Raw genomic sequence first — 25,996 nt, 5'->3', positions numbered from 1 at the left:
TGGCCGTCCCCCGCAAGCAGGCCCGCCATGCTGACCCTGGACGCCCTCGACAGCCGCCGCTCCACGCCCACCCGCCAGCTGGCCGAACCGGGCCCGGGCGAGGCCCAGCTGCTGCGCATGCTGCAGACCGCGGTGCGCGTGCCCGACCACGGCAAGCGGGTGCCGTTCCGGTTCCTGCGCATCGCCGGCGCGGCGCGCGGACGCCTGGCCGATGCGGCGGCGCGCCGGCTGCTGGAACGCGCGCCCGACTCCGGCGAAGGCGTGATTGAAAAGCTGCGCACACGCTTCCTGCTGCCGCCGGTGACGCTGGCGGTGATCGCGCGGCTGGAGGAAGACGCGCAGATCCCCGCATCCGAACGCTTCTCCACCGCCGCCTGCGTCTGCCTGCTGCTGATGCAGGCCGCGCAGGCCGAAGGCTATGGCGCGCAGTGGCTGACCGGCTGGCCGGCCTATGACCGGCCGTTCCTGGAACAGACGCTGGGGCTGTCCGCCGATGAGCAGCTGGTGGGCACGATCGCCCTGGGCACCGCGACGGTCGACGTGCCGGAACGCGACCGCCCGGATGCGGCGTCACTGCTCGCGGACTGGCATGCGTCAGAACACCGCAGCGGCGCGATGCCCGCTGCGTGATCCGGCAAGAGCACCGCGCCCCTGTGGTGCGCTCCTACAATACGGAGATGTCACAGCCCACGCTCCACCTCGTCGATGCCTCGTTGTACGTGTTCCGCGCCTGGCATTCGATGCCGGACGAATTCCACGACGCCGACGGCTGGCCGACCAATGCGGTGCACGGCTTCGCCCGCTTCCTGCTTGAACTGCTGGAGCGCGAGCGTCCCGGGCACGTGGTGGTGGCCTTCGATGAAGCGTTGGATTCCTGTTTCCGCAACGCGCTGTACCCCGCCTACAAGGCCAACCGCGATCCCGCGCCACCGGAGCTGCGCCGCCAGTTCGCCTGGTGCAAGGCGCTGTGCCGGGCGATGGGCCTGGCCACGCTGGCGCACACCGACTACGAGGCCGACGACCTGATCGGCAGCGCCGTGCACCGCGCGCGCGGCCAGGGTTTCCGCAGTGTCATCGTGTCCGCCGACAAGGACCTGTCGCAGCTGCTGCACGCGCACGACGAACAATACGATTTCGCCAAGGGCCAGCGCTGGAGCGCGGATGGCGTGAAGGCGCGGCACGGCGTGCATGCGCACCAGATCGCCGACTACCTGGCGCTGACCGGCGACGCGGTGGACAACATCCCCGGCGTCACCGGCATCGGCCCGAAATCGGCGGCGGTGCTGCTGGCGCATTTCCAGTCGCTGGACGCGCTGCTGGACCGCATCGACGAGGTGCCGTTCCTGCGCCTGCGCGGCGCCGCCACGCTGGCCACGCGCCTGCGCGAGCAGCGCGAGCACGCCCTGCTGTGGCGGCAGCTGACCACCATCGCGCTGGACGCGCCGCTGCCGGAGCACGGCTTCGCCCGCGGCCGCGGCGACGCCGACGAACTGGCCGCGCTGGCCGACTGGGTGAAGTTCGGCCCGATGACGCGCAAGCGGCTGGTCGACGCGGCCGGCCTGTAGCGCCGAATTCGGCGCAGCGCTTGCTGCAGTTTGCTTCTGCCTTTCACTCCCACCCCCATCCGTTGCCGGGCACCGGGGCGCTGCTGCGGCAAGGGTTCGAGCGCGCCATGCGTGCGCAAATGTCGCCAGCGCGGCATGCCGTGCGTGGTTGCGATCGCCCGGCACACTGTGCTGGGCCGGACCGCATCGCGGGCGGGCGGCCGTGCATCGAAGCCGGACGCGGAGCCTGAGCGGCGAACCCTTGCCGTGGCAGCGCCGCGCTGCGCACGAACACCGTCACCCGCCTGCGCTAGCATCGGCGCATGACCAACCTCAAACAGACCCTGTACGAAGGCCAATGGCTGCGGCTGGTGCGGATCGGCCACTGGGAGTCCTGCGAGCGCACGCATGCGCAAGGGATGGCGGTGATCGTGATCGCGGTGACCCCGGCCGACGAGGTGCTGTTCGTCGAGCAGTTCCGCATCCCGCTGGGCGCGCGCACCATCGAGATGCCGGCGGGCCTGGTCGGCGACGACCACGCCGAGGACACCCTGGTGGACGCCGCGCGGCGCGAGCTGGTCGAGGAAACCGGCTGGTCGCCGGGGCGCGTGGAGGTGCTGCTGACCGGCCCCACCAGTTCCGGCATGAGCAACGAGCGCATCGCCTTCGTCCGCGCCCGCGACCTGGTGCGGGTGGGCGACGGCGGCGGCGTGGACGACGAGAACATCGTCGTCCACGCGGTCCCGCGCGCACAGGCGCCGGCCTGGCTGATGCGCAAGCGCGCCGAAGGCTACGAGCTGGACCTCAAGCTCTGGGCGGGGCTTTGGATGATCGACCACAATCCGGACGGCTCGCCGGCGGATTGAGCCTGCAGCCCGATCGCTTCCTGGGGCACGGGGGCGCGAACGCTTTTGCGAGATCACTCAAAGCGCAGCGCCCTGCGGTGCGCTCCCACGATGCCTGGATCGGTTATCGCCCGGCGAAGCGGTCGGTCGCCCGCACCAGCGCGTCCACGTTCTCCGCCTCGAAGGCGGAGTGGCCGGCGGTGGCGGACACGATCAGCTCGGCCTTCGGCCACGCCCGGTGCAGGTCGAATGCGTTCTGGATGGGGCAAACCACGTCGTAGCGGCCGTGCACGATCACGCCGGGGATGTCGGCGATCTTGTGGACGTCGCGCAGCAGCTGGTCTTCCACTTCGAAGAAGCCGCCGTTGACGAAGTAGTGGTTCTCGATCCGCGCGAACGCCAGCGCGAACTCGGCATCGCCGTGGGTGTCGGCGTAATCGGAAGGAATCTGCAGGTAGCTGGTGCCGCCCTCCCAGATCGCCCAGGCGCGCGCCGCGGCCAGCCGCAGCTGCGGATCGTCCGAAGTCAGCCGGCGGTGGAATGCGGAGATCAGGTCGTGGCGTTCCACTGGCGGGATGGCGTCGATGTAGTGCTGCCACGCATCGGGAAACAGCCGCGAGGCGCCCTCCTGATAGAACCATTCCAGCTCCCAGCGACGCAGCATGAAGATGCCGCGCAGGACCAGTTCGGTGACGCGCTGCGGATGGGTTTCGGCATAGGCCAGCGCCAGGGTGGAGCCCCAGCTGCCGCCGAACACCTGCCAGCGCGCGATGCCCAGGTGCTCGCGCAGCTTTTCGATGTCGGCGACGAGGTCCCAGGTGGTGTTGTCCACCAGGTCGGCGTGGGGCGTGCTGCGGCCGGCGCCGCGCTGGTCGAACAGCACGATGCGGTACTTCGCGGGATCGTGGAAGCGGCGCATGTTGTCGCTGCAGCCGGCCCCGGGGCCGCCGTGCAGCAGCACCACCGGCTTACCGTCGGGATTGCCGCACTGCTCCCAGTACAGGGTGTGGCGGTCGTCGACCTGCAGGGTGCCGGTCTGGTAGGGGGCGAGCTCGGGATACAGCGTGCGCATGGGGGCATCCTTGTGGCGAATCCTGGCGCCCATTGTAGAAGCGCGGCGCAGGATCGCCGCGCGGCTAGCGCAACCGGCCCAGGCTCACCCGGTCGCGCTGCTCGAGGTCGCGCTCGGTGGCGACGTCCGCGAACCCGGCCGCCGCCAGCAGCGCGCGCACCGCATCGCCCTGGTCCCAGCCGTGTTCCAGCAGCAGCCAGCCGCCCGGACGCAGGCAAGCCGGCGCGTCGCGCACGATCACCCGGATCGCATCCAGCCCATCGGCACCGCAGGACAGCGCCATCGCCGGTTCGAAGCGCAGGTCGCCACGGGCCAGGTGCGGATCGCCCTCGGCGATGTACGGCGGATTGCTGGCGATCAGGTCGAATGTGTCTTCGCCCAGCGGCTGCAGCCAGCTGCCAAGGCGGAACGCCACGTTGCCGATGCCGTTGCGCGCGGCGTTGCCGCGGGCCACGTCCAGCGCCGCGCTGCTGGCATCGGTCGCCAGCACCTGCGCCCGCGGCCGCTCGCTGGCGATGGCCAGCGCGATCGCGCCGCTGCCGGTGCCGAGGTCGGCCACCCGTACCGGCGCATCGACGGGCAGCCGCGCCAGCGCCAAGTCCACCAGCAGTTCCGTCTCCGGGCGCGGCACCAGGGTCGCCGGGGTGACCGCCAGCTCCAGCGTCCAGAACCCGCGCCAGCCGGTCAGGTAGGCCACCGGCTCGCCCGCGGCCCGCCGCGCCAGCAGGACGTCGAAGCGCGCGGCTTCCGCCTCGCCCGGCGCGTCGTCGGCATGCGCGAACAGCCAGCTGCGCGATTCGCCCAGCGCGTGCGCCAGCAGCAGCGCGGCATCGGCGGGATCGATCAGGTCGCGGGCGCGGGCCAGCAGGCGCGCAACGGTGGGAACGTCCGGATTCATCGCCAGATGGTAGCCAGCGCGCGTCTTGACGCCAAAGAAAGGTATCGCCGCGCAGCATGGAAACGCCAACTATGATAGTCTTGAGCTATCAATTGAATGGCAACAATCAATTTCAAAAATTGATTGCCGGCACCTATGCTGGCCTTCGTTCCAGACCATCCACCCCCCAACCATCCGAGGAGCATCCATGTCCCTGATCAATACCCAGGTCCAGCCGTTCAAGGCCAACGCGTTCAAGAACGGCCAGTTCATCGAAGTGACCGAGAAGGATCTGCAGGGCAAGTGGTCGGTCCTGATCTTCATGCCGGCCGCTTTCACCTTCAACTGCCCGACCGAGATCGAAGACGCCGCCGAGCACTACGACGAGTTCCAGAAGGCCGGCGCCGAGGTCTACATCGTCACCACCGACACCCACTTCAGCCACAAGGTCTGGCACGAAACCTCGCCGGCCGTCGGCAAGGCCAAGTTCCCGCTGGTGGGCGACCCCACCCACGCGCTGACCAACGCCTTCGGCGTGCACATCCCGGAGGAGGGCCTGGCCCTGCGCGGCACCTTCGTGATCGACCCGAGCGGCACCATCAAGACGATGGAAATCCACGACAACGCCATCGCCCGCGATGTCAGCGAGACCGTGCGCAAGCTCAAGGCGGCCCAGTTCGTCGCCAGTCATCCGAACGAGGTCTGCCCGGCCAAGTGGAAGGAAGGCGCCAAGACCATCACCCCGTCGCTGGACCTGGTCGGCAAGATCTGACCCCGGCACGCGCACCCTCTTCCGCAAGGGAGAGGGTTGCGCGGAATTGGTGCCACGCGCCGGTTCCGCGCAACCCTTTCTTCGCCCGTCCGCGCCGGCGATGCCGTGCGCAACGGCAACGCCTACCCGAATCCCGACCCCCGCAGGAGACAGCCATGTTGGATGCCGCCCTCAAGACCCAGCTCGCCGCCTATCTGGAAAAGCTGCAGCAGCCGATCGAACTGGTCGCCTCGCTGGACGACTCCGAGGCTGCGCGCGAACTCGATGAACTGCTGGGCGAGATCGCCGCGCTGTCGCCGAAGATCACCCGCGCCAGCGGCGACGACGCCCGCAAGCCCTCGTTCCTGATCCGCCGCACCGGCAGCGACGTGCAGGTCGGCTTCGCCGCGATCCCGCTGGGCCACGAATTCACTTCGCTGGTGCTGGCGCTGCTGCAGGTGGGCGGCCACCCGGTGAAGATCGACGAGGCGCTGGCGCAGCAGGTGCGCGAGCTGCCGGGCGACTACGCCTTCGAGACCTACATGTCGCTGCACTGCCAGAGTTGCCCGGACACGGTGCAGGCGCTGAACGCGATGAGCGTGCTCAACCCGCGCATCCGCCACGTGGCCATCGACGGCGCGCTGTTCCAGGCCGAGGTCGAGGCCAAGCAGATCCTGTCGGTGCCGACGATCTACATGAACGGCGAGGAATTCGACGCCGGCCGCATGAGCATCGAGCAGGTGCTGGCCAGGCTCGACACCGGCGCCGCGGCGCGCGCGGCCGAGGCATTGAAGGAGCGCGAGCCGTACGAAGTGCTGATCGTGGGCGGCGGCCCGGCCGGTGCGGCGGCGGCGATCTACGCCGCGCGCAAGGGCATCCGCACCGGCCTGGTGGCGGAGCGCTTCGGTGGCCAGGTGCTGGACACCATGTCGATCGAGAACTTCCCGTCGGTGGAATACACCGAAGGCCCGAAGCTGGCGGCCTCGCTGGAGGCGCACGTGCGCAGCTACGGCGTCGACGTGATCACCGCGCAGCGCGCCAAGGCCCTGCATCCAGCCAGCGCGGCCGGCGAGCTGGCGGGCGTGGAGCTCGAGAGCGGCGCCACCCTGCGCGCCCGCACCGTCATCCTCGCCCCCGGCGCACGCTGGCGCCAGACCGGCGTGCCCGGCGAGGCCGACTACCGCACCAAGGGCGTGACCTATTGCCCGCACTGCGACGGCCCGCTGTTCAAGGGCAAGAAGGTGGCGGTGATCGGCGGCGGCAACTCCGGCATCGAGGCCGCGATCGACCTGGCCGGCGTGGTCGAACACGTCACCGTGCTGGAGTTCGACGGCAAGCTGCGCGCCGACGACGTGCTGCAGCGCAAGCTGCGCAGCCTGCCCAACACCGCGGTGCACTTGAACGCGCAGACCACCGAGATGGTGGGCGATGGCGCCAAGCTGACCGGCCTACGCTTCACCGACCGCACCAATGGCCAGGTGAGCGACCTGGAGCTGGCCGGCGTGTTCGTGCAGATCGGCCTGCTGCCCAACACCGAATGGCTGAAGGGCGCAGTGGAACTGTCCCCGCGCGGCGAGATCGTGGTCGACGACCGCGGCCACACCAGCGTGCCGGGGGTGTTTGCCGCCGGCGACGCCACCACCGAGCCGTACAAGCAGATCGTCGTGGCGATGGGCGCGGGTTCGACCGCCGCGCTGTCGGCCTTCGACTTCCTGATCCGCCACTCCGCCCCGGCAGCCGTGGCGCAGGCGGCCTGAGCGATGACTGCCCGGCCGTTCGACGTGCAGCGCCTCGACCACGTGGTGCTGCGCGTGCGCGACCTGGACCGCAGCGAGGCGTTCTATCGCGCGGTGCTGGGCTGCGAGGTCGCGCGCCGCCGCGACGACCTCGGCCTGCGTCACCTGCGCGCCGGCGCCTCGATGATCGACCTGGTCGCGGTGGACGGGAAACTGGGCCGCCGGGGCGGCGGTGCGGCGGGCTCAGAGGGCCGCAACCTGGACCACCTGTGCCTGCGCATCGAACCGTTTGACGAGGCCGCCATCGTCGCCCATCTTGCCGGGCATGGCGTTGTGCCCCAGAGACCCGCAACCAGCAATTTCGGCGCGGAAGGCGATGGCCTTTCGCTCTATTTCGACGATCCCGACGGCAACACCGTCGAACTCAAGGGCCCCTCCGCTTGAACCTGCGCGATCTCCGTTACCTCGTCGCCCTGGCCGACCTGCGCCATTTCGGCCGCGCCGCGGACGCCTGCTTCGTCAGCCAGCCCACCCTGTCCACCCAGATCCGCAAGCTGGAGGAGGAGCTGGGCGTGGTGCTGATCGAACGCGCGCCGCGCAAGGTCATGCTGACCGCGGCCGGCCAGGACGCGGTGCAGCGCGCGCGCCGGATCGTGGCGGAGGTGGACGAACTGAAGGAGTCCGCGCGGCGCGGCCGCGACCCGGCGTCCGGCGCGCTGCGGCTGGGCGTGTTCCCCACCCTTGGCCCGTATCTGCTGCCGCACGTGGTGCCGCAGCTGCGCGAACGCTTCCCGCAGCTGGAGCTGCTGCTCACCGAAGAGAAGAGCGACGTGCTGCTGGCGCGGCTGCGCGAAGGCAAGCTGGACGCCGCGCTGCTGGCGCTGCCGCTCCACGACGAGCAGCTGCATGCGCAGTTCCTGTTCGAGGAGCCGTTCCTGCTGGCCGCGCCGCAGCAGCATCCGCTGGCGCAGGCCAACGGACTGCGCGTCGATGCGCTGGGCGACGAGACCCTGCTGCTGCTGGAAGACGGCCACTGCCTGCGCGACCAGGCGCTGGACGTGTGCCGGCTGTCGGGCGCGCAGGAGAAGACCGGCTTCCGCGCCACCAGCCTGGAGACGCTGCGGCAGATGGTGGCCGCCGGCGTGGGCGTCACCCTGCTGCCGGCGCTGTCGGTGCACGACCCGATCGTGCAGCCGGCCGGCATCCGCCTGGTGCGCTTCGCCGATCCGGCGCCCAGCCGCCGGATCGCGCTGGTCTGGCGCAAGTCCTCGGCGCTGGACGGCTTCCTGCAGCAGCTTGCGGATGTGATCGGCACGCAGGCACGGGCACAATTGGCGCAGGGTTGAGAGAAGCGCACCGGGAGCAAGATCGATGCGGATACGCGGCGGGGTGCTCGCGGCGGTCGTCGCCTGCCTGCTGGCGGGCTGGTGGCTGGCGCATCCCCCGTCCACCCTGCCACGGCCGGACCCCACGGCGATCACCGGCTGTCCATTGCCGCCGCGGGTGCCGCGCGGCGACCCGCCACTGCAGACCGACGCACCGCGCGGCCTCGCCCTGCCCGCCATCGGCGCCGCCACGCTTTCGCCGCTGGCCGGCTTCAGCGTGGAGGCGCGGGTGCTGGGCCGCGAGGACTACCGGCTTGGCCGCGAAGCGGAGTTTTCGCCCACCGACCTTGCCTTGGGCTGGGGCCGCATGGCCGACGACACCGTGCTGGCGCAGCTGACCATCAGCCAGGGCGGCCGCTGGTACCGCTACCGGTGGCAGGACCAGCCGCCGATTCCGGCGGACGAAATCGCCCGCAGCAGCGCCAACATGCACATCGTGCCCGCCAACGACGCCGTGGCCGCCGCGCTGGGCAGGGTCGAGGCCGGCCAGCGCCTGCGCATCGACGGCTGGCTGGTCCGCATCGATGCCGACGACGGCCGTTGGCACTGGCGCAGCTCGCTCCGCCGCGACGACAGCGGCGACGGCGCGTGCGAGCTGGTCTACGCCTGTGCGCTGACCACGCTATGACCGCGCTGTGACCGCGCTCACGGCTCCTGCGCGGCGTGGTCCTGCCGGGTCTTCATCCCGGCCACGAAGATCCCGGCCAGGCTGACCGCCAGCCCCGCCCACTGCCGCGGGGTGATGGTCACGTCCAGGAACACCACGTCGAGCAGGTAGGCCACGATCGGTTGCGCCAGCAGCAGCAACCCGGCCAGCGCCACCGGCAGCATGCCCATCGCGCGGGAGATCAGCACCCAGCTCAGGCAATGGCCGAACGCGGCCAGCGCCAGCAGCACGCCCCAGCTGCGCAGCGACGGCGGCGCGAACGCCTCGCCCTCGGCCCAGCCGATCAAGCCCAGGCACAGCGCGCTGCCGAACGCGGCGTAGCACAGCACCTGCTCCACCGGCACCCGCGCCCGCCCGGCGCCGGCCTCCGCCTGCGAGCGCTTGATGCCGACGTTGTAGGCGGCATAGCACACGCCCGCGCCCAGCCCCAGCCACACGCCCCAGCGGTACTGCGGCGGCAGCGTGGCCCAGTCCGCGCCCAGCAGCAGCCACAGGCCGGAGAACGCCAGCAGCACGCCGGCGACGAAGCGCGCGTTCAGCCGCTCGCCGAACAGCAGCACGCCGGCGATAGCCATGAAGAACACCTGCGCATTGGCCAGCAGGGTGGACAGTCCCGGCCCCACCAGCAGGATGCTCTTGTGCCACATCCACAGGTCGACCGCGAAGGCGACCACCGGCACCGCCAGCCACCACCACGCCTTGCGCGGCAACGGTTGCCAACCATGTCGTGCGCTCACCAGTGCGGCCAGCAGCGCGCCGGCCAGCAGCATCCGCCAGAACGCCACCGCGGTCGGCGGCATCGCCGCCATCCGCACCATCAGGCCATTGCTGCCGATGATCGCCGCACCGGCCAGCAGCTGCAGGCCGGCCGCACGCTGCGGATGCGCCGCGCTCATGCGGGCTGGGCGCCGGGAAATTCCTCGTCGTCCGCCAGCGCCTGCTCGCCCAGCTGCAGCGCCGCCACCACGTCGCGCGCCTGCGGCCAGGCGGCATCGGGCACCATCACCCCCACCAGCCCGAACACGCCCAGTTCGCCGATCCCGCCGGTCAGCGCCTCGCCGCGCACGAACGCGGGAATACCCTCGGCTTCCAGCGCCTGCCGGACCAGGTGGGCATCGATCAGGTTGGCGGCTTCGTACACGCTGCGCATCGGCACTCCTTGTGGCGGCCAGCGTACGCCCCGCGACGGCGCCGCGAAACCCTTGCACTGTGCGGCTCGGATAGACTAGCGGACTACCCAGGAAGCACCCACGCCGTGTCCTCGACCCCGACCCCGCCCGCCGCCGACGCCCCCGTCCGCACCGACTTCATCCGCCAGATCGTCCGCGACGACCTCGCCTCCGGCAAGCACAGCGCGATCAAGACGCGCTTTCCGCCCGAGCCCAACGGCTACCTGCACATCGGCCACGCCAAGGCGATCTGCCTGGATTTCGGCGTCGCGCAGGAGTTCGGCGGCGTCTGCAACCTGCGGCTGGACGACACCAACCCCGCCCGCGAAGACCCCGAATACGTGCGCGCCATCCAGGACGACGTGCGCTGGCTGGGCTTCGACTGGCACAGCCTGCGCCATGCCTCGGACTACTTCGGCGTCTATTACCTTGCCGCCGAGAAACTCATCCGCGACGGCAAGGCCTTCGTCTGCGACCTGTCCGCCGAACAGGTGCGCGAATACCGCGGCAGCCTGGTCGAGCCGGGCCGCAATTCGCCGTTCCGCGAGCGCAGCGTCGAGGAAAACCTGGACCTGTTCCGGCGCATGCGCGCGGGCGAGTTCCCGGGCGGCGCGCGCACCCTGCGCGCGAAGATCGACATGGCCAGTGGCAACATCAACCTGCGCGATCCGGCGCTGTACCGGATCAAGCACGTGGAGCACCAGAACACCGGCAGCGAATGGCCGATCTACCCGATGTACGACTTCGCCCACGCGCTGGGCGACGCCATCGAGGGCATCACCCATTCGCTGTGCACGCTGGAATTCGAGGACCACCGCCCGCTGTACGACTGGTGCGTGGACAACGTGGACCTGGCCGGCAACCCGGACCTGCTGGAGCCGCTGGTCGCCCGGGGGCTGCCGAAGGAAGCCGGGAAGCCGCGCCAGATCGAATTTTCGCGACTGAACTTCAACTACCTGGTGATGAGCAAGCGCAAGCTGATGGCGCTGGTCACCGACAAGCTGGTGGACGGCTGGGACGACCCGCGCATGCCCACCCTGCAGGGCATCCGCCGCCGCGGCTACACGCCGTCGGCGCTGAAGCTGATGGTGGAGCGCGTGGGCATCAGCAAGCAGAACTCGCTGCTGGACATCTCCATCCTCGAAGGCGCGCTGCGCGACGACCTCGACGCGCACGCGCCGCGCCGGATGGCGGTGATCGATCCACTGAAGCTGGTGCTGACCAACCTCGATGCCGGCTTCGAGGAAACCCTCACCTTCGCCAATCATCCCAAGGACGAGGCGCAGGGCGAACGCAGCATCCCGTTCTCGCGCGAGCTGTGGATCGAGCGCGAGGACTTCGAGGAAGTGCCGCCGAAGGGCTTCAAGCGCCTTACCCTGGGTGGCGAAGTCCGGCTGCGCGGCGCCGGCATCGTCCGCTGCGACGAGGCGGTGAAGGACGCCGACGGCCGCGTGGTCGAGCTGCGCTGCACGCTGGACCCGGAATCGCGCCCCGGCATGGAAGGCGCCAACCGCAAGGTCAAGGGCACCATCCACTGGGTCAGCGCGCAGCACGCGGTGGCGGCGGAAGTGCGTCTGTATGACCGCCTGTTCACGGTTCCGGACCCGGACAACGACGAAGGCGGCAAGACCTACGTCGACTACCTCAATCCCGATTCGCGCAAGGTGGTAACGGGTTACGTCGAACCGGCGGCGGCGCAGGCGGCGAACGAGCAGGGCTTCCAGTTCGAGCGGCTGGGCTATTTCGTCGCCGACCGCTACGACCACGCGCCCGGCAAGCCGGTGTTCAACCGCAGCGTGACCCTGCGCGACACCTGGGCGCAGAAGGCCTGACATGGCGATGCCGCTTCCCGCGCAGCTGCACATCACCCTGCCGATCTGGGTACTGGAACTGGACGTGGCCGGCCGCGATTTCTCCAGCGACGAGGCCAAGGTCGCCTTCGCCATCGAACTGTCGCAATACAACGTGGAGCGCCAGAGCGGAGGCCCGTTCGGCGCGGCGGTGTTCAGCCCGCAGCACCAGCTGATCGCGGTGGGCGTGAACCGGGTGGTGCGCCAGAGCTGCTCGCTGGCGCATGCGGAAACCATGGCCTACATGCTGGCGCAGCAGCGCCTGCAGCAGTTCCGCCTGAACGAGCTGGGCGGCCCGGTCACCTTGGCCACCTCGGCGCAGCCCTGCTGCCAGTGCTACGGCGCGACCATGTGGGCCGGCATCGACCGCCTGCTGATCGGCGCCCGCGCCGAGGACGTGATGGCGCTGACCGCGTTCGACGAAGGCCCATTGCCGGCGGACTGGGTGGGCGAACTCAACAAGCGCGGCATTGAAGTCGTGCGCGACGTGCAGCGCGACGCCGCCTGCGCGGTGCTGAAGACCTACGGCGAACTGGGCGGGCCGAATTATTGACGGGTTGCTGTGCTACTGCCGCCAGGGCTTCGAGCCGGAGCTGGCCGGCGAGTTGACCGAACGCGCCGCACAGGCCGGGATCGCCGGCTATGCGCGCACCGAGCGCGACAGCGGCTACGTGGTGTTCTTTTGCGAAGACGGCGAAGCGCTGGATCGCGCGCTGCCGTTCTCGGAACTGATCTTCGCGCGGCAGAAGCTGCGCCTGCTGGCCGAACTGAACGGGCTGGATCCGAGCGACCGCATCGCGCCGATGCTGGCGGCGCTGCCGCCCGCCCGCACCGCGGGACAGGCGCCGCTATACGGCGAGCTGGTGATGGAGCATCCGGACAGCGATGCCGGCAAACCGCTGGCGGGGCTGGCGCGCAGCCTCGGCAACGCGCTGCGCCCGGCGCTGCGCAAGGGTTACCTGCTCAGTGCGCAGGACAGCCGCCGGCTGCCGCGCCTGCACGTCTGCTTCGCCGCCGGCGACCACGCCTTCCTCGCCACCAGCACGCCCGCCGACAGCGCGCCCTGGCCGCTGGGCATCCCGCGCCTGCGCATGCACAAGGACGCGCCGTCGCGTTCCGCGCTGAAGCTGGAAGAGGCGCTGCTGGTGCTGCTCAGCGAAGACGAGCGCACGCGCCTGCTGAAGGAAGGCATGGTGGCCGCCGATCTCGGCGCCGCCCCCGGCGGCTGGACCTGGGTGCTGGTCCGCAACCGCCTGCGGGTGTCGGCCATCGACAACGGCCCACTGCGCCAGCACGTGCTGGACACCGGCATGGTGCAGCACCTGCGCGCCGACGGATTTTCCTGGCAGCCGCCCCATCCGCTGGACTGGATGGTGTGCGACATGGTGGAACAGCCGCGCCGCGTGGCCGAACGCATGGCCACCTGGCTGCGCGAAGGCTGGTGCCGCCACGCCATCTTCAATCTCAAACTGCCGATGAAGAAGCGCTGGCAGGAAACCCGGCTGTGCCTGGACCTGTTCGCGCAGCAGGCCGGTAGGCCGTTGACCATCCGCGCCAAGCAGCTCTACCACGACCGCGAGGAGATCACCGTGTTCGCCAGCGCCACGGTCGACCGCCCGCGCGACTGACTGGCGGCCCATCCGGCGCGACCCGCGCCCTGCCGCGCCAGTAGCGGCATCACGCCGTGACCGGCCGCCATCGAAGGGGGTGCCGGCATTGCCGTCCATGCCGTTCGCGCGGGTTGCCGCCTACCGCCCCGCCGCATGCCGCCACAGCGCGCGCACCAGCGGCGGCATGCGCCCCGCCAGCCCCAGCGCATGGCCGCGCAGCAGGGTCGGCAGCAGTGCGTCGTTGCTGAAGACGCGGTTGATGGCCTCGAAGGCGTGCGCGCCCAGCGCGTTGTCGCTGCGGCGCGCGCGCGCCCAGCGCGCCAGCCGGCTCGCGGAGGCGATGTCGCCACCCTTCGCCTGCGCGCCGCGCAACATCGCCCGCAGCGCGGAGACATCGCGCAAGCCGTGGTTCACGCCCTGCCCGGCCAGCGGGTGCATCACATGGGCGGCATCGCCGACCAGCAGCACCCGGCCTTCGACCTGGCGCTGCGCCAGTTGCCGGCGCAGCGGGAACGCCGCGCGCTGCGACTGGAGGGTAAAGCCGCCGAGCTCGCCGCCGAACGCCACCGACAGCTCGCGCTCGAACTGGGCCTGCGGTGCGTCCAGCAGCCGCTGCGCCTCGGCTTCCGGCAGCGTCCAAACGATCGAACCGAGGCGGCCACGCAGCAGCGCCTCGCCATCGTCATTGAACGGCAGCAGCGCCACCGGCCCGGTGGGCAGGAAGCGCTGCCAGCAGGTCTCGCGATGCGGCGCCTCGCTGGCGACGAAGGCGACCAGCCCGCGCTGGTGGTAGTCGTGCGATGGCGCCTGGATGCCGGCCAGCCGGCGCAGCGCCGAATGGCCGCCGTCGGCGGCGATCGCCAGCCGCGCCTCCAGCACCAGTCCATCTTCCAGGCCAAGGCGCACGCCGCCGGTATCCTGCGCCAGCGTTTCCACTTTCGCCGGGCAGTGCAGGCGCACGCCGGCGGCCGGCAGCGCGTTCCACAGCGCATCCACCAGCAGAGCGTTCTCGACGATCCAACCCAACTGCGGCTCGCCCAGCGCGTCTGCATCGAAGGCCAGCGGCGCACCGCCAGCCGCATCCCACACGCGCATGCCGCGATACGGCTGCACGCGCGCCGCTTCGACCTGCGCCCACACGCCCAGATCGGCCAGCAGCGCGGCGTTGTCGGGTGCAAAGGCGAACACCCGCAGGTCGCGCGTTTCGCGCCGCCACGGCTCCGGCTGGCGCGCCTCCACCAGCGCCACCTGCAGGCCTTCCCGCGCCAGCATCAGGGCGCTGGCCGCGCCGACCACGCCGCCACCGACCACCACCGCGTCCAGCAGGCCGCGCCGGTTCATGCCGCCACCTTGCGGCACAGCGCCGGCACGTCGCCGCGGTAGCCCATCGCGCCGCCCACCAGCCGGCCCTGCAGCCAGCCGAAGGCATCGCCCGCCACCAGACCGGCGCTGCGCAATGGACGCAGCAACGGTGCGTCGTTGGCGGTGAGCTTCGCCAGCCCGTCGGAGAACGCGATGGTGCGGCTGCGGTCCTCTTCGCGGCGCGCGGCATGCCGTCGCAGCACGGCGTCATCGCCGGGATCGCGGGGATCGCGGGCGTGTTCGGCAATGCATTCGGCCAGCGTCAGCGCATCGCGCAGGCCCAGATTGAAACCCTGCGCGCCGAGCGGATGGATCGACTGCGCGGCATTGCCGACCAGCACCGCGCGCGGCGCGGCCAGCGCGTCGGCCACGCAACCCAGCATCGGGTAGCGGCTGCGCTCGCCGACCGACAGGAAGCGCCCGGCGCGCCAGCCGAACGCTTCCTGCACGCGCGCCAGGAAGGCCGCATCGTCCAGCCCGGCCACCGCTTCCGCGTCCTCGCGCCGGACGCCGTGCACCAGCCCGTAATGGCCGTCGCCGCGCGGCAGCAGCGCGGTCGGGCCGTGCTCGGTCAGGCGTTCGAAGGCGGTGCCGTCGGGCGCGCGCTGCGTGCGCAGGCGGGCCACGAACAGGGTCTGGCCGTAGTCGTGCTCGCGCGTGCCGATGGCCAGTGCCTCGCGCAGCGCGCTGCGCGCGCCGTCGGCGGCCACCAGCAGTTTCGCCCGCAGCTCCCGCTCGCCATTCGCATCGACGATGCGGATCGCGCGCAGGCCATTTTCGCCTTCGCCAAGTCCGGTGAAACGCGCGGGCCGGTAGCGCGTCAGGCCTTTCAGTTGCAGCAGCCGCGCCTCCAGCGCCTCGCCGAAATCCCGCGCCACCACCACCCGGCCGAACTCGCTGCGCCCGTAGGCCTGCGCGTCCAGCAGCATGCGCCCGAAGTCGCCGCGGCGGCTGACGTGGATGCGCCGGATCGGCCCGGTGGGCGCACGCATCAGCGGCAGCACGCCCAGCGCCTGCAGCGCATTGAGGGTAGCTTCGGCAAAGCTGAGATTGCGCTGGTCGAACACCGGCGGCAGCGCGCCGGCCGGTGCGGCCTCGACCATGCCGACATCCAGCCCCTGCGCGTCCAGCGCGATCGCGAGGCTGGCGCCGACCAGGCCGCCGCCGACGATCAGCACGTCATGCGCGGGGCCGTTTCCAGAGGCTTGAATGGACATTGCGCTATGCTAACGGCTCCGCAGTCCGCCCGTCCCGATGCCATGAATCGCCCCGCCTCGACGCTCCCCGCCGGCCCGCTGCTGCTCACCGCGCTGATCTTCGTCGCGGCGCTGAGCCGGGTCATTCCGCACCCGCCGAATTTCTCCCCGATCGAGGCGGTTGCGCTGTTTGGCGGCGCCTATTTCGCCAAGCGCCAGTGGGCGCTGGTCGTGCCGCTGGTGGCGATGTTCGCCTCCGACCTGGTGCTGGGCCTGGTCAACGGCGGCATCTACTGGAGCTACTTCGCCAGCGCCGGCTACCTGATGGTGTATGCCTGCATCGCCCTCTCCACCGTGCTGGGCTTCGGCCTGCGCGGCAAGGTCGGCGCCGGCCGCGTGCTGGGCTATTCGTTGGCCGGCTCGCTGCTGTTCTTCGTGCTGACCAATGCCGGCGTGTGGGCGTTCGGGTCGATGTATCCGCATAACGCCGCCGGCCTGACCGCGGCCTTCGTCGCCGGCGTGCCGTTCTTCCAGTGGACCGTGCTCGGCACCCTGGTCTACGCGGCGCTGCTGTTCGGGGGCTTCGAGCTGTTGCGCCGGCAGCTGCCGGCGCTGCGCGCGCAGACGGCCTGATGGGCAACCGCCTCAGCAAGATCTACACCCGCACCGGTGACGACGGCAGCACCGGCCTGGGCGACGGTTCGCGGGTCGGCAAGGACTCGGCGCGGGTGGAGGCCTACGGCACCGTCGACGAAGCCAATTCCTGCATCGGCGTGCTGCTGGCCGCGGACGTGCCCGAGGACGTGCGCGGCCTGCTGGTGCGCGTGCAGCACCAGCTGTTCGACCTCGGCGGCGAGCTGTGCATTCCCGGGCATGCGGCAATCTTCGATGCCGACATCGAAGCGCTGGAAGCCCAGCTCGACCACTTCAACGAAGACCTGCCGCCGCTGAAGGAATTCATCCTGCCCGGCGGCGGCGAAGCGGCGTCGCGCTGCCATGTCGCCCGCACGGTGGTGCGCCGGGCCGAACGCGCCGCAGTGTCGCTGGCGCGTCTGGAAGAGGTGCGTCCGCAGCCGGTGCGCTACCTGAACCGGCTGTCCGACCTGCTGTTCGTGCTCGCCCGCGTGCTCGCCCGCGCCAGCGGCCACGGCGAGGTGCTGTGGAAGCACGAGCGCCGCAGGTAGACCTCTGGCGGAGGAACGGCAGGTGATGCAGATCTACACCCATGCCGCTTGCCTGGCGCACGATACCGGCCCCGACCACCCGGAACGCCCCGAGCGCCTGCGCGCGGTGCTGCATGCGCTGGAAGCGGCGCATCCGGACCTGGACTGGCAGCAGGCGCCCCCCGCCAGCCGGGGCCAGCTGCTGCGTGTGCACGACCCGCATCTGCTCGACGCGGTGCTGGAGGCGGCGCCGCGCGCGCTGCAACCGCTTGATCCCGACACCATGCTGTCGCCCCAGTCCGCCGATGCCGCGCTGCGCGCCGCCGGCGCTGGCGTGGCCGCGGTCGATTCCGTACTGGCCGGCCGCACCCGCCGCGCGTTCTGCGCGGTGCGCCCGCCCGGCCACCACGCCACCGCGGCAGCGGCGATGGGCTTCTGCCTGTTCAACAACGTGGCGGTGGCGGCCCGCCATGCCATCGACCGGCACGGCCTGGAGCGGGTGGCGATCGTCGATTTCGACGTCCACCACGGCAACGGCACCCAGGCGATCTTCGAGCGCGAGCCGCGCGTGCTCTACGCCAGTTCGCACCAGTGGCCGCTGTATCCCGAGTCCGGGGCGCGCAACGAGACCGGCTGCGGCAACATCTTCAACCTGCCCCTGCCAAAGGGGACCGACGGCCTGGATTTCCGTGCCGCCTGGCGCGAGGAGTTGCTGCCGGCGGTGGACCTGTTCCAGCCACAGTTGCTGCTGGTGTCCGCCGGCTTCGACGGCCATCGCCGCGACCCGCTGGCCGGGCTGCTGCTGGACACCGCCGACTTCGCCTGGCTGACCCGCGAACTGGTCGCCATCGCCGACCGCCACGCCGACGGCAGGATCGTGTCGACGCTGGAGGGCGGCTACGACCTCGCCACGCTGGCCGAATGCGTGGTGGCGCACGTCGACAGCCTGCGCCTGTGAAGGCGCGGCTGAAGCCCACGCAAACGCGCGGCGCTTCCCGCGTTTGCCGCTGCTGGCTGCTTCCGGCAAGCTAACGATCCGTTTTTCGCCCCGGATCGCCCGTGCGTCCCGTCCTGCGCCTGCTTCCCCTGTCCCTGTGCGTCGCGCTCTGCCTGCAGGCGCGCGCCGCCGACGACCCACCGCAGAACTGGCGGCTGTGCCCGGTCGGCGACGTGGTGCCACCGTTCGCGGACGCCATGCGTGCGCCGGAAGGGCTGAACATCGATCCCACCGGCGAGACGCCCACCGATATCGAAGGCGACCTGCTGTCCGGCACCGACGCCAACCCCATGTTCCAGGGCAACGTGACCATGCGCCGCGGCAACCAGTTCATGGGCGCGGACCAGCTCACCTTCGACAAGGAGGCGGGCCAGTACGCAGCGGAAGGCAGCGTGCGCTTCCAGGCCCGCGGCCTGCGCCTGCGCGCGGCGCGCGCCGAAGGCGACCAGAACACCGACACCCATGCCATGCAGGACCTGGAATACCAACTGCTGTCGCGGCGCGGCAACGGCAGGGCCGACAGCCTCAACCTGGCCGGGGAAATGGGCAGCCTGCGCGGCGCCACGTTCTCCACCTGCCCGCCGGCGCAGCGCCATTGGGAAGTCAGCGCGCGGCGGATCGACATCGATACCGACAGCGGCATGGCCGTGGCCCGCGGCGCGAGCCTGAAGGTGGGCAAGGTGCCGGTGCTTTACATGCCGTGGTTCATGTTCCCCACCGACGAGCGCCGCCGCACCGGCTTGCTGTATCCGTCGATCTCCAATTCCGGCCGCAACGGCTTCGACTGGCGCCAGCCGGTCTACCTCAACCTGGCGCCCAACTACGATGCCACCCTCAGCCCGCGCTGGATGAGCAAGCGCGGCGCGCTGCTGGGCGCGCAGTTCCGCTACCTGCTGGAAAACGGCGAAGGCACGCTGGATGGCGTCTGGATGCCGAACGACGAACTGCGCGACCGCAGCCGCGGCCTGGCCCACTTCGAGGGCGTGCACAACCTCGCGCCGGACTGGCAGGCGCGCGCCAGCCTCAACTGGATCAGCGACCCGCGCTACTACGAAGACTTCAGCAGCAGCATCGACGGCCTGTCGCAGGCGACCTCGTACAGCGCGCTGGGCGTCTACGGCCGCGGCCGCGACTGGACCGCCGGCGTGGTCGCCGATCACTGGCAGCTGGCGGACTACACCCTGACCGACGCGGTGCTGCCCTACGACCGCCTGCCGCGGGCCTACCTGAACTGGGAACGCCGCGTCGGCGGCCTGCTGCACGCGGGCGTGGATGCCGAAGCGGTGCGCTTCCATCACCCGGTATACGCCGCCGGCTCGCGCGTGGACCTGCGCCCGTGGATCGGCGCCCCGCTCGAGGGCGACGCCTGGTTCCTCCGCCCCACCCTGGCCTGGCGCTACACCGGCTATTCGCTGGACCGCACGCTGGGGCAGGCGCTGGGCGGGGAGTCGCCGACGCGCGCACAGTCCATCTTCAGCGTCGACACCGGCCTGTTCTTCGACCGCGAAACCCAGGTCAAGGGCAAGCGCTACCTGCAGACCATCGAACCGCGCCTGTTCTACCTGAACGTGCCCTACGAGGACCAGGGCGACATGCCGGTGTTCGACACCCAGCCGCTGACCTTCAGCTGGAGCCAGCTGTTCCGCGAGAACCGCTATTCCGGCGCCGACCGCCAGGCCGATGCCAACCAGATCACCCTGGCGGTCAGCTCCCGCATGATCCGCCAGGCGGACGGCTTCGAACGCTTTTCCGCCAGCCTGGGCCAGATCCGCTACCTGAAGGAATCGCTGGTGCGGCTGCCGAACGAGCCGGTGACCGAGAAGGGCCGCTCGGCGTGGGTAGCCGACGTCAACTACGCGCCCACCGACCGCTGGACCATCGGCGCCTCCTACCAGCGCGACCCGAAGTTCAAGCGCACCGACCTGGCCAGCATGCGCGCGCGCTACCTGCTGCCGGACGAGGGCGTGTTCAACCTCGCCTACCGTTACCGCCGCGCGCTGCTGGAACAGGTGGATGTTTCCTTCCTGTACCCGCTGAACGCCAGCTGGAGCCTGGTCGGCCGCGGCTACTATTCGTTGCGCGACCGCAAGGCGCTGGAGAGCCTGGCCGGCGTGCAGTGGGACAGCTGCTGCGTGGCGATGCGCCTGGTCGCCCGCCGCTACGTGCACAACCGCGCCGGCGAGCTGAGCAACGCACTGATGTTCGAGATCGAACTCAAGGGCCTCGGTTCCGCCGGCCAAGACGCGCGCCGCGCCTTGCGCCGGTCGATCCTCGGCTACAATCGCGACGACCTCTATCTGGTGCCGCCGCAGACCGCCACGGGCCAGCCTTTCCCGCCCGACAACGCGAACGCCAATCCATGACCTTCATCCATCGCCTGCGTGCCCCCCGCCATCTCGCCGCGCTGCTGCCCGTGCTGCTGCTCGCCGGTGGCGCGGCCGCGCAGGACGCCGCGTCCCTCCAGCCGGTCGACCGGATCGCCGCCGTGGTCAACGAGGACGTGATCCTGCGCAGCGAACTCGACCGCGCGGTCGCCAACATCCGCGCCCAGTACGCCGGCCAGGCCAACCAGCTGCCGCCGGCCGACGTGCTGGAACGGCAGGTGCTGGAGCGCCTGGTGCTGCTGCGCCTGCAGATCGCGCGCGCCACCGACGCCGGCATCACCGCCAGCGACCAGGACCTGGAGCGCGCGGTGCAGGGCGTCGCCCAGCAGAACGGCATGACCATCGACCAGCTGCGCGCGCGCCTGGCCGAGGACGGCCTGTCGTTCACCGATTTCCGCAACAGCCTGCGCGACGAGATCATCACCCAGAAGCTGCGCCAGAGCTTCGCCCAGGGCCGGATCAACGTCAGCGAGGGCGAGGTCGACGCGGCGATGGCCAACGCCTCGGCTACCGCCAGCCAGCAGTTCCACCTCGCCCACATCCTGGTGGGGACGCCGGAAGCGGCCAGTCCGGAGCAGATCGCCACCGCGCAGAAGAAGATCGAGGGCGTGAAGGGCCTGATCGACCGCGGCGAGATGACCTTCGCCGCCGCCGCGGTGCGCTATTCCGACAGCCCCAACGCGCTGGAGGGCGGCGACCTCGGCTGGCGCAGCCTCAACGAGATTCCGCCGTCGTTCGCGTCGGTCATCCAGCAGATGCAGGACGGCCAGGTGATCGGCCCGATCCGCGGCCCCAGCGGCTTCCAGCTGCTGCAGCTGGTGGGCACCCGCACCCAGGCCGCCGGCAGCGGCGAGAAGGTCACCCAGTTCTCGGCCCGCCAGATCCTGGTGAAGGTCGACGACAAGACCGACGACGCGGCCGCCAAGGCGAAGATCGACACGCTGGCGGCGCGGCTGGCCGGCGGCGCGGATTTCGCCAAGCTGGCCAGCGAGGATTCCGACGACGCCACCACCCGCCGCCGCGGCGGCGACCTGGGCTGGTTCGGCGCCGACACCTACGGCACCGCGTTCGGCATGCAGGTGGCGGCGCTGGGCGACGGGCAGACCTCGGCGCCGTTCAAGACCGATGCGGGCTGGGTGATCGTGCAGCGCAACGGCAGCCGCGAGATCGCCGCAGGCGACGAGAACCTGCGCGCGCAGGTCCGCGAGACCATCGGTCGCCGCAAGCTGGAAGAGGAATGGGACCGCTTCCTGCGCGAGATGCGCGGGGAAGCCTACGTGGACGTGCGCAACGAACAGGGCAGGTCCACCCGGCCCGAACTGCCGGAGACGCAGAAGGAACAGCCCAAGGTCACCCCGGTCGAGCGCGCCGAGGGCAGCCGCGCGGTCTTCTGAGGCGCACATGCGTCCCCTGCTTGCGCTGGTCCCCGGCGAGCCCGCGGGCATCGGCCCGGAGCTCGTCGTGCACGCGGCCCAGCGCGACTGGGACGCGGACCTGGTCGTGTTCGGCGACGCCGGCAGCCTGCACCGCGCAGCCGCCGCGCTGTCGCTGCCGCTGGCCCTGCATCGCAGCGGCGAACCTCCCGCCGGGCCGCGCAGCCTGGAGATCGTGGACATCCCGCACCCGGTCGTAGCCGCGTTCGGCACGCCCGAGCCGGCCAACGCGGCCTCGGTGGTGGATGCGCTGACCAGCGCCGCGCAGGCCTGCCTCGAAGGGCGGCTGCACGGTCTGGTCACCGGCCCCGTGCACAAGGCGGCGATCAACGAGGGGGGCATCCACTACACCGGCACCACCGGCCTGCTGGCGGCGCACGCCGGCACTGAAGTGGTGATGATGCTGGCCAATCCCGCCATGCGGGTGGCCCTGCAGACCGTGCACCTGCCGCTGCGCGAGGTGGCCGACCGGATCACCCCTGGCGCGCTGGAGCGCACGCTGCGGATCGTCGATGGGGTCCTGCGCACCCAGTTCGGCATCGCCGCGCCGACCATCGCCGTGCTCGGCCTGAACCCGCATGCGGGCGAAGACGGCCACTTGGGGCGCGAGGAACTGGACGTCATCATTCCGACGCTGGAGCGCCTGCGCCTTGATGGCCTGCGCCTAGTCGGCCCGCTGCCGGCCGACACCGCCTTCCTGCCCGACAAGCTGCGCGCTTTCGACGCGGTGCTGGCGATGTACCACGACCAGGGCCTGCCGGTGCTCAAGCACGCCGACTTCGCCCATGCGGTGAACCTCACCCTCGGCCTGCCCTACCCGCGCGTGGCGGTGGACCACGGCACCGCGCTGGACCTGGCCGGCACCGGCAAGGCCGATCCGTCCAGCCTGTTCGCCGCCATCCGCTGCTGCACGCAGCTGGCGTCGCGGCGCGCGGGCGCGTGATGGACGAGATCGCCTTCGACGACTTCCTGAAGGTCGAGCTGCGCGTCGGCCGAGTGCTGTCGGCAGAACCATTCGCGCAGGCGCGCAAGCCCGCCTATGTGCTGCAGGTCGACTTCGGCCCCGAACTCGGCGTGCGAAAATCCAGCGCGCAGATCACCGTCCACTACCGCCCCGAAGACCTGGTGGGCCGGCTGGTGGTCGCCGTGGTCAACTTCCCCAGGAAACAGATCGGCCCGCTGATGTCCGAATGCCTGGTCACCGGCTTCCACGACGCCGACGGCGCAGTGGCGTTGTGCGTGCCGGACCGCGACGTGCCGCTGGGGACGCGCCTGCTGTGAGCCCGCCCGCCATGAGCCCGCCTGCCATGAACACTGGCTTCACCGAACCGGCCAAGAAGCATCTGGGCCAGAACTTCCTGCACGAGAAGGGCGTGATCGAGAAGATCGTGCAGGCCATCGATCCACGACCGGGCGATGTGCTCGTCGAGATCGGCCCCGGCCAGGGCGCGCTGACCTTCCCGCTGCTGAGGAAACATGGCGAGGTCACCGCCATCGAGTTCGACCGCGACCTGCACGCCCCGCTGCAGGCCGCAGCGCGCGAGCACGGCCAGCTGCACCTGATCGAGGGCGACGTGCTGGGGGTGGACTTCGGCGCGCTGGCCGCGCAGCGCGGCGATGCCCTCGGGCAGATCCGGCTGGTCGGCAACCTGCCCTACAACCTGTCCTCGCCGATCCTGTTCCATGCGCTGGACCATGCCGCCGCGATCCGCGACATGCACTTCATGCTGCAGAAGGAAGTGGTGGAGCGCATGGCCGCCGGCCCCGGCAGCAAGGTGTACGGCCGCCTGAGCGTGATGCTGCAGGCCTACTGCACGGTGACGCCGCTGTTCGTGGTGCCGCCGGGCGCGTTCCGGCCGGCGCCGAAGGTGGATTCAGCGGTGGTGCGGCTGGTGCCGAAAGCTGCCGAACGCATCGAGGTGCGTGACCGCGCGGTATTCGCCAACGTCGTCCGCGCCGCCTTCGGCCAGCGCCGCAAGACCCTGCGCAACGCACTCAATGGCGTCGCCGATGGTGCCGCCATCGAAGCTGCCGGCCTGCGCGCGGACGCCCGCGCGGAGCAGGTTGAAGTCGCCGGCTTCGTGCGCCTGGCCAACCTGCTGGCCGGCGCCTGAATGGAGCCGGCGCGCCGCGCCACGCGCCGCTAGAATGTCGGCATGAGCAGCAACGATTACCAGTTCGACATCGATGTCGACACCCGCTTCCTCGACGAGCAGTCGGCGCCGGAGGAAGACCGCTACGTGTTCGCCTACACCATCCACATCCGCAACCTGGGCAAGATCCCCGCGCGACTGCTGGGCCGCCACTGGCTGATCACCGACGGCAACGGCAAGGTCCGCGAAGTGGTGGGTGAAGGGGTGGTGGGCGAGCAGCCGTGGCTGCAGCCAGGCGAAGGCTTCGAATACACCTCGGGCGCAGTGCTGGAGACCGACTTCGGCACCATGCGCGGCAGCTACGACGTGCTGGCCGACGACGGCACCCGCTTCGCCGCGCCGATCCCGGCGTTCACCCTGTCCGTCCCGCGCACCCTGCACTGAGATGGCCGTCTGGGCAATCGGCGACCTGCAGGGTTGCTACGACGTCACCCGGCGCCTGCTGGAGAAGATCAACTTCGACCCGGCGGCGGACCGGCTGTGGTTCTGCGGCGACCTGGTCAACCGCGGCGGGCAGTCGATCGAGACCCTGCGGCTGGTCCATTCGCTGCGCGAGCAGTGCGAGGTGGTGCTGGGCAACCACGACCTGTCGCTGCTGGCGGTGGCCGAGCGCACGCCGGAGGAACAGCGCCGGGTCAATCCGGACCTGCAGGGCGTGCTGTTCGCGGAGGACGCGCCGGAGCTGCTGACCTGGCTGCGGGGGCGCCAGCTGGTCCACGTGGACCGCAAGCTGGGCTGGATGATGGTGCACGCCGGGCTGGCGCCGAAGTGGACCACCCAACTGGCCGAAAAGCACGCCCGCGAGATCGAAGCCCGCCTGCGCGGCGACGGCTACCGCAAGCTGCTGAAGAACATGTACGGGGATGGCCCCGACTGGTCGCCGCGGCTGCAGGGCAGCGACCGCGACCGCGCCATCATCAACATCTTCACCCGCATGCGCTACTGCAGCCCGCGCGGGCGCATCGCTTTCGAACACAAGGGCGCGCCCGGCACCCAGCCGCCGGGGCTGTACCCGTGGTTCTCGGTGCCCGGCCACGCGCCGCGCGACCTGAAGATCGTCTGCGGCCACTGGAGCACGCTGGGCCTGTTCATCGGCCACGGCGTGCACGCCATCGACACCGGCGCGGTGTGGAGCGGCAAGCTGACCGCCCTGCGGCTGGATGCCGACGACTTCCAGCTGGTGCAGGTCCCGGGCCGCGACGTGCCGGCACCGGCGCCGCGGCAGCGCCCGCCGCGGCACGGCCACAAGCCGCATGGCAACCACGGTCCGCGCCGCCACGACGGGGGCCGTGCGCCAGAAGGCCAGGGTCAGGCGCGCTCGTAATCGACGAAATCGAACGCGAACGGATGCGTCGCATCCGCCGGATGGTGGATGCGCGCGGTTTCGCGCCAGTGCCGGGCGTCGAAGCGCGGGAAGAACGCGTCGGCCCCCTCCACCACGGTATCGACCAAGGTCAGGTGCAGGTGGGTGGCCTGCGGCAGCGCCAACAGGTAAACCTCGCCGCCACCGATCACGCACAGCTCGTCGCATTCCGCAGCCGCCTGCGCGATCCCCACTTCCAGCGACGCCACCGCCTGCATGCCCGCGAAGGGCACCGCGCCGCCGCGGGTGAGCACCAGGTTGCTGCGGCCGGGCAGCGCACGGCCCAGCGACTGCGCGGTCCTGCGGCCCATCAGCACCGGCTTGCCCAAGGTCAGCGCCTTGAACCGCTTGAGGTCGTCGGGCAGGTGCCAGGGCAATGCGTTGCCGCGGCCGATGGCGTGATTGCGGTCGAGCGCGGCGATCAGCGAAACGCGCATGG

General features: G+C 70.8%; 28 protein-coding genes. 21 read left to right on the top strand and 7 right to left on the bottom strand.

Annotated features, from left to right (window positions below; genetic code table 11):
* Nucleotides 1-27: 27 nt before the first annotated feature.
* The 3 genes from SPK54_RS01880 to SPK54_RS01870 all read left to right on the top strand — a co-directional run bounded on the left by SPK54_RS01880 (nucleotide 28) and on the right by SPK54_RS01870 (nucleotide 2,410).
* Nucleotides 28-630, top strand: a complete 603-nt coding sequence (locus SPK54_RS01880; RefSeq protein WP_330946249.1) for a nitroreductase — start codon at nucleotides 28-30, stop codon at nucleotides 628-630.
* Between the two features lie 47 nt (nucleotides 631-677).
* Entirely contained in the window at nucleotides 678-1,565 is an 888-nt protein-coding gene (locus SPK54_RS01875; RefSeq protein ID WP_330946248.1) for a 5'-3' exonuclease H3TH domain-containing protein, read from the top strand.
* 302 nt (nucleotides 1,566-1,867) lie between these two features.
* The gene (locus SPK54_RS01870; protein ID WP_330946247.1) at nucleotides 1,868-2,410 is read left to right on the top strand and encodes an NUDIX hydrolase; all 543 of its coding nucleotides are present in this window, start codon (nucleotides 1,868-1,870) and stop codon (nucleotides 2,408-2,410) included.
* Nucleotides 2,411-2,513: 103 nt separating this feature from the next.
* Here SPK54_RS01870 and pip read toward each other — a convergent pair whose 3' ends face one another.
* Both pip and prmC read right to left on the bottom strand, forming a co-directional pair.
* Nucleotides 2,514-3,461 carry a prolyl aminopeptidase gene (gene pip / locus SPK54_RS01865; protein ID WP_330946246.1) on the bottom strand — a complete coding sequence of 316 codons (948 nt, stop codon included), beginning with the start codon at nucleotides 3,459-3,461 and terminating at the stop codon, nucleotides 2,514-2,516.
* A gap of 64 nt (nucleotides 3,462-3,525) precedes the next feature.
* On the bottom strand, nucleotides 3,526-4,359 hold the full coding sequence (gene prmC / locus SPK54_RS01860; RefSeq protein ID WP_330946245.1) for a peptide chain release factor N(5)-glutamine methyltransferase: 834 nt from the start codon (nucleotides 4,357-4,359) through the stop codon (nucleotides 3,526-3,528).
* Nucleotides 4,360-4,546: 187 nt separating this feature from the next.
* Between prmC and ahpC the strand changes: the two genes are divergently transcribed.
* The 5 genes from ahpC to SPK54_RS01835 all read left to right on the top strand — a co-directional run bounded on the left by ahpC (nucleotide 4,547) and on the right by SPK54_RS01835 (nucleotide 8,838).
* Entirely contained in the window at nucleotides 4,547-5,110 is a 564-nt protein-coding gene (gene ahpC / locus SPK54_RS01855) for an alkyl hydroperoxide reductase subunit C (protein WP_190281798.1), read from the top strand.
* A gap of 155 nt (nucleotides 5,111-5,265) precedes the next feature.
* Nucleotides 5,266-6,846: an alkyl hydroperoxide reductase subunit F gene (gene ahpF, locus SPK54_RS01850; RefSeq protein WP_330946244.1), complete on the top strand. Its 1,581-nt coding sequence runs from the start codon at nucleotides 5,266-5,268 to the stop codon at nucleotides 6,844-6,846.
* Nucleotides 6,847-6,849: 3 nt separating this feature from the next.
* Entirely contained in the window at nucleotides 6,850-7,269 is a 420-nt protein-coding gene (locus SPK54_RS01845) for a VOC family protein (RefSeq protein WP_330946243.1), read from the top strand.
* On the top strand, nucleotides 7,266-8,171 hold the full coding sequence (oxyR, locus tag SPK54_RS01840) for a DNA-binding transcriptional regulator OxyR (RefSeq protein WP_330946242.1): 906 nt from the start codon (nucleotides 7,266-7,268) through the stop codon (nucleotides 8,169-8,171). The genes SPK54_RS01845 and oxyR overlap by 4 nt, the downstream gene beginning before the upstream one ends.
* A gap of 25 nt (nucleotides 8,172-8,196) precedes the next feature.
* Nucleotides 8,197-8,838: a hypothetical protein gene (locus tag SPK54_RS01835; protein ID WP_330946241.1), complete on the top strand. Its 642-nt coding sequence runs from the start codon at nucleotides 8,197-8,199 to the stop codon at nucleotides 8,836-8,838.
* A 17-nt stretch (nucleotides 8,839-8,855) separates the two neighbouring features.
* Here SPK54_RS01835 and SPK54_RS01830 read toward each other — a convergent pair whose 3' ends face one another.
* Entirely contained in the window at nucleotides 8,856-9,773 is a 918-nt protein-coding gene (locus SPK54_RS01830) for a DMT family transporter (protein WP_330946240.1), read from the bottom strand.
* Nucleotides 9,770-10,027, bottom strand: a complete 258-nt coding sequence (locus SPK54_RS01825) for a DUF2007 domain-containing protein (protein ID WP_330946239.1) — start codon at nucleotides 10,025-10,027, stop codon at nucleotides 9,770-9,772. The genes SPK54_RS01830 and SPK54_RS01825 overlap by 4 nt, the downstream gene beginning before the upstream one ends.
* A gap of 105 nt (nucleotides 10,028-10,132) precedes the next feature.
* Here SPK54_RS01825 and SPK54_RS01820 point away from each other — a divergent pair, with 105 nt between their 5' ends.
* From SPK54_RS01820 to rlmM, 3 genes are read left to right on the top strand one after another with little or no spacing between them, the layout of a single operon-like run.
* Nucleotides 10,133-11,878, top strand: coding sequence for a glutamine--tRNA ligase/YqeY domain fusion protein (locus SPK54_RS01820; RefSeq protein ID WP_330946238.1), 1,746 nt, complete (start codon nucleotides 10,133-10,135; stop codon nucleotides 11,876-11,878).
* Between the two features lie 7 nt (nucleotides 11,879-11,885).
* Nucleotides 11,886-12,449: a nucleoside deaminase gene (locus SPK54_RS01815; RefSeq protein WP_330946491.1), complete on the top strand. Its 564-nt coding sequence runs from the start codon at nucleotides 11,886-11,888 to the stop codon at nucleotides 12,447-12,449.
* A complete protein-coding gene (rlmM, locus tag SPK54_RS01810) occupies nucleotides 12,445-13,524 on the top strand; it encodes a 23S rRNA (cytidine(2498)-2'-O)-methyltransferase RlmM (RefSeq protein WP_330946490.1) in 1,080 nt (359 codons plus the stop codon). Before SPK54_RS01815 ends, rlmM begins: the two co-directional genes overlap by 5 nt.
* Before the next feature lie 120 nt (nucleotides 13,525-13,644).
* Here the strand turns inward: rlmM and SPK54_RS01805 are convergent, their stop codons facing one another.
* Nucleotides 13,645-14,847, bottom strand: a complete 1,203-nt coding sequence (locus SPK54_RS01805; protein WP_330946237.1) for an FAD-dependent oxidoreductase — start codon at nucleotides 14,845-14,847, stop codon at nucleotides 13,645-13,647.
* Complete coding sequence (ubiH, locus tag SPK54_RS01800; protein ID WP_330946236.1) at nucleotides 14,844-16,085, bottom strand: 2-octaprenyl-6-methoxyphenyl hydroxylase; 1,242 nt, start codon at nucleotides 16,083-16,085, stop codon at nucleotides 14,844-14,846. The genes SPK54_RS01805 and ubiH overlap by 4 nt, the downstream gene beginning before the upstream one ends.
* Before the next feature lie 42 nt (nucleotides 16,086-16,127).
* On the opposite strand from ubiH, the gene SPK54_RS01795 reads away from it, so the two are divergent.
* The 10 genes from SPK54_RS01795 (at nucleotide 16,128) to SPK54_RS01750 (ending at nucleotide 25,518) form a co-directional block, all read left to right on the top strand.
* Entirely contained in the window at nucleotides 16,128-16,697 is a 570-nt protein-coding gene (locus SPK54_RS01795) for a DUF6580 family putative transport protein (RefSeq protein ID WP_330946235.1), read from the top strand.
* Nucleotides 16,697-17,248: a cob(I)yrinic acid a,c-diamide adenosyltransferase gene (locus tag SPK54_RS01790; protein ID WP_330946234.1), complete on the top strand. Its 552-nt coding sequence runs from the start codon at nucleotides 16,697-16,699 to the stop codon at nucleotides 17,246-17,248. Before SPK54_RS01795 ends, SPK54_RS01790 begins: the two co-directional genes overlap by 1 nt.
* A gap of 25 nt (nucleotides 17,249-17,273) precedes the next feature.
* On the top strand, nucleotides 17,274-18,185 hold the full coding sequence (locus SPK54_RS01785) for a histone deacetylase family protein (RefSeq protein WP_330946233.1): 912 nt from the start codon (nucleotides 17,274-17,276) through the stop codon (nucleotides 18,183-18,185).
* A gap of 101 nt (nucleotides 18,186-18,286) precedes the next feature.
* The gene (gene lptD, locus SPK54_RS01780) at nucleotides 18,287-20,587 is read left to right on the top strand and encodes an LPS assembly protein LptD (protein ID WP_330946232.1); all 2,301 of its coding nucleotides are present in this window, start codon (nucleotides 18,287-18,289) and stop codon (nucleotides 20,585-20,587) included.
* Entirely contained in the window at nucleotides 20,584-22,002 is a 1,419-nt protein-coding gene (locus SPK54_RS01775; RefSeq protein WP_330946231.1) for a peptidylprolyl isomerase, read from the top strand. Before lptD ends, SPK54_RS01775 begins: the two co-directional genes overlap by 4 nt.
* A gap of 7 nt (nucleotides 22,003-22,009) precedes the next feature.
* The gene (gene pdxA / locus SPK54_RS01770) at nucleotides 22,010-22,984 is read left to right on the top strand and encodes a 4-hydroxythreonine-4-phosphate dehydrogenase PdxA (RefSeq protein WP_330946230.1); all 975 of its coding nucleotides are present in this window, start codon (nucleotides 22,010-22,012) and stop codon (nucleotides 22,982-22,984) included.
* Nucleotides 22,984-23,322, top strand: a complete 339-nt coding sequence (locus tag SPK54_RS01765) for a tRNA-binding protein (RefSeq protein WP_190281814.1) — start codon at nucleotides 22,984-22,986, stop codon at nucleotides 23,320-23,322. Before pdxA ends, SPK54_RS01765 begins: the two co-directional genes overlap by 1 nt.
* A 26-nt stretch (nucleotides 23,323-23,348) precedes the next feature.
* A complete protein-coding gene (gene rsmA, locus SPK54_RS01760; RefSeq protein WP_330946489.1) occupies nucleotides 23,349-24,155 on the top strand; it encodes a 16S rRNA (adenine(1518)-N(6)/adenine(1519)-N(6))-dimethyltransferase RsmA in 807 nt (268 codons plus the stop codon).
* A gap of 42 nt (nucleotides 24,156-24,197) precedes the next feature.
* Entirely contained in the window at nucleotides 24,198-24,578 is a 381-nt protein-coding gene (gene apaG, locus SPK54_RS01755; protein WP_330946229.1) for a Co2+/Mg2+ efflux protein ApaG, read from the top strand.
* Between the two features lies 1 nt (nucleotide 24,579).
* Nucleotides 24,580-25,518, top strand: coding sequence for a symmetrical bis(5'-nucleosyl)-tetraphosphatase (locus SPK54_RS01750; RefSeq protein ID WP_330946228.1), 939 nt, complete (start codon nucleotides 24,580-24,582; stop codon nucleotides 25,516-25,518).
* Here the strand turns inward: SPK54_RS01750 and SPK54_RS01745 are convergent.
* Nucleotides 25,503-25,994, bottom strand: a complete 492-nt coding sequence (locus SPK54_RS01745) for a dihydrofolate reductase (RefSeq protein ID WP_330946227.1) — start codon at nucleotides 25,992-25,994, stop codon at nucleotides 25,503-25,505. The genes SPK54_RS01750 and SPK54_RS01745 overlap by 16 nt on opposite strands.
* Nucleotides 25,995-25,996: the final 2 nt, after the last annotated feature.

This window comes from Thermomonas sp. LB-4 (genome assembly GCF_036409385.1).
Taxonomy (GTDB): domain Bacteria; phylum Pseudomonadota; class Gammaproteobacteria; order Xanthomonadales; family Xanthomonadaceae; genus Thermomonas.
Note: the sequence above shows the minus strand (reverse complement) of the source record. Positions and strands in the feature narration are given on the sequence as shown.

What these genes read in the sequence shown, in the direction of transcription:
- SPK54_RS01880 (WP_330946249.1), top strand. Translation starts at nt 28, where the DNA reads ATGCTGACCCTGGACGCCCTCGACAGCCGCCGCTCCACGCCCACCCGC.
- SPK54_RS01875 (WP_330946248.1), top strand. Translation starts at nt 678, where the DNA reads ATGTCACAGCCCACGCTCCACCTCGTCGATGCCTCGTTGTACGTGTTC.
- SPK54_RS01870 (WP_330946247.1), top strand. Translation starts at nt 1,868, where the DNA reads ATGACCAACCTCAAACAGACCCTGTACGAAGGCCAATGGCTGCGGCTG.
- pip (WP_330946246.1), bottom strand. Translation starts at nt 3,461, where the DNA reads ATGCGCACGCTGTATCCCGAGCTCGCCCCCTACCAGACCGGCACCCTG.
- prmC (WP_330946245.1), bottom strand. Translation starts at nt 4,359, where the DNA reads ATGAATCCGGACGTTCCCACCGTTGCGCGCCTGCTGGCCCGCGCCCGC.
- ahpC (WP_190281798.1), top strand. Translation starts at nt 4,547, where the DNA reads ATGTCCCTGATCAATACCCAGGTCCAGCCGTTCAAGGCCAACGCGTTC.
- ahpF (WP_330946244.1), top strand. Translation starts at nt 5,266, where the DNA reads ATGTTGGATGCCGCCCTCAAGACCCAGCTCGCCGCCTATCTGGAAAAG.
- SPK54_RS01845 (WP_330946243.1), top strand. Translation starts at nt 6,850, where the DNA reads ATGACTGCCCGGCCGTTCGACGTGCAGCGCCTCGACCACGTGGTGCTG.
- SPK54_RS01835 (WP_330946241.1), top strand. Translation starts at nt 8,197, where the DNA reads ATGCGGATACGCGGCGGGGTGCTCGCGGCGGTCGTCGCCTGCCTGCTG.
- SPK54_RS01830 (WP_330946240.1), bottom strand. Translation starts at nt 9,773, where the DNA reads ATGAGCGCGGCGCATCCGCAGCGTGCGGCCGGCCTGCAGCTGCTGGCC.
- SPK54_RS01825 (WP_330946239.1), bottom strand. Translation starts at nt 10,027, where the DNA reads ATGCGCAGCGTGTACGAAGCCGCCAACCTGATCGATGCCCACCTGGTC.
- SPK54_RS01815 (WP_330946491.1), top strand. Translation starts at nt 11,886, where the DNA reads ATGCCGCTTCCCGCGCAGCTGCACATCACCCTGCCGATCTGGGTACTG.
- SPK54_RS01805 (WP_330946237.1), bottom strand. Translation starts at nt 14,847, where the DNA reads ATGAACCGGCGCGGCCTGCTGGACGCGGTGGTGGTCGGTGGCGGCGTG.
- ubiH (WP_330946236.1), bottom strand. Translation starts at nt 16,085, where the DNA reads ATGTCCATTCAAGCCTCTGGAAACGGCCCCGCGCATGACGTGCTGATC.
- SPK54_RS01795 (WP_330946235.1), top strand. Translation starts at nt 16,128, where the DNA reads ATGAATCGCCCCGCCTCGACGCTCCCCGCCGGCCCGCTGCTGCTCACC.
- SPK54_RS01790 (WP_330946234.1), top strand. Translation starts at nt 16,697, where the DNA reads ATGGGCAACCGCCTCAGCAAGATCTACACCCGCACCGGTGACGACGGC.
- SPK54_RS01785 (WP_330946233.1), top strand. Translation starts at nt 17,274, where the DNA reads ATGCAGATCTACACCCATGCCGCTTGCCTGGCGCACGATACCGGCCCC.
- SPK54_RS01775 (WP_330946231.1), top strand. Translation starts at nt 20,584, where the DNA reads ATGACCTTCATCCATCGCCTGCGTGCCCCCCGCCATCTCGCCGCGCTG.
- pdxA (WP_330946230.1), top strand. Translation starts at nt 22,010, where the DNA reads ATGCGTCCCCTGCTTGCGCTGGTCCCCGGCGAGCCCGCGGGCATCGGC.
- SPK54_RS01765 (WP_190281814.1), top strand. Translation starts at nt 22,984, where the DNA reads ATGGACGAGATCGCCTTCGACGACTTCCTGAAGGTCGAGCTGCGCGTC.
- rsmA (WP_330946489.1), top strand. Translation starts at nt 23,349, where the DNA reads ATGAACACTGGCTTCACCGAACCGGCCAAGAAGCATCTGGGCCAGAAC.
- apaG (WP_330946229.1), top strand. Translation starts at nt 24,198, where the DNA reads ATGAGCAGCAACGATTACCAGTTCGACATCGATGTCGACACCCGCTTC.
- SPK54_RS01750 (WP_330946228.1), top strand. Translation starts at nt 24,580, where the DNA reads ATGGCCGTCTGGGCAATCGGCGACCTGCAGGGTTGCTACGACGTCACC.
- SPK54_RS01745 (WP_330946227.1), bottom strand. Translation starts at nt 25,994, where the DNA reads ATGCGCGTTTCGCTGATCGCCGCGCTCGACCGCAATCACGCCATCGGC.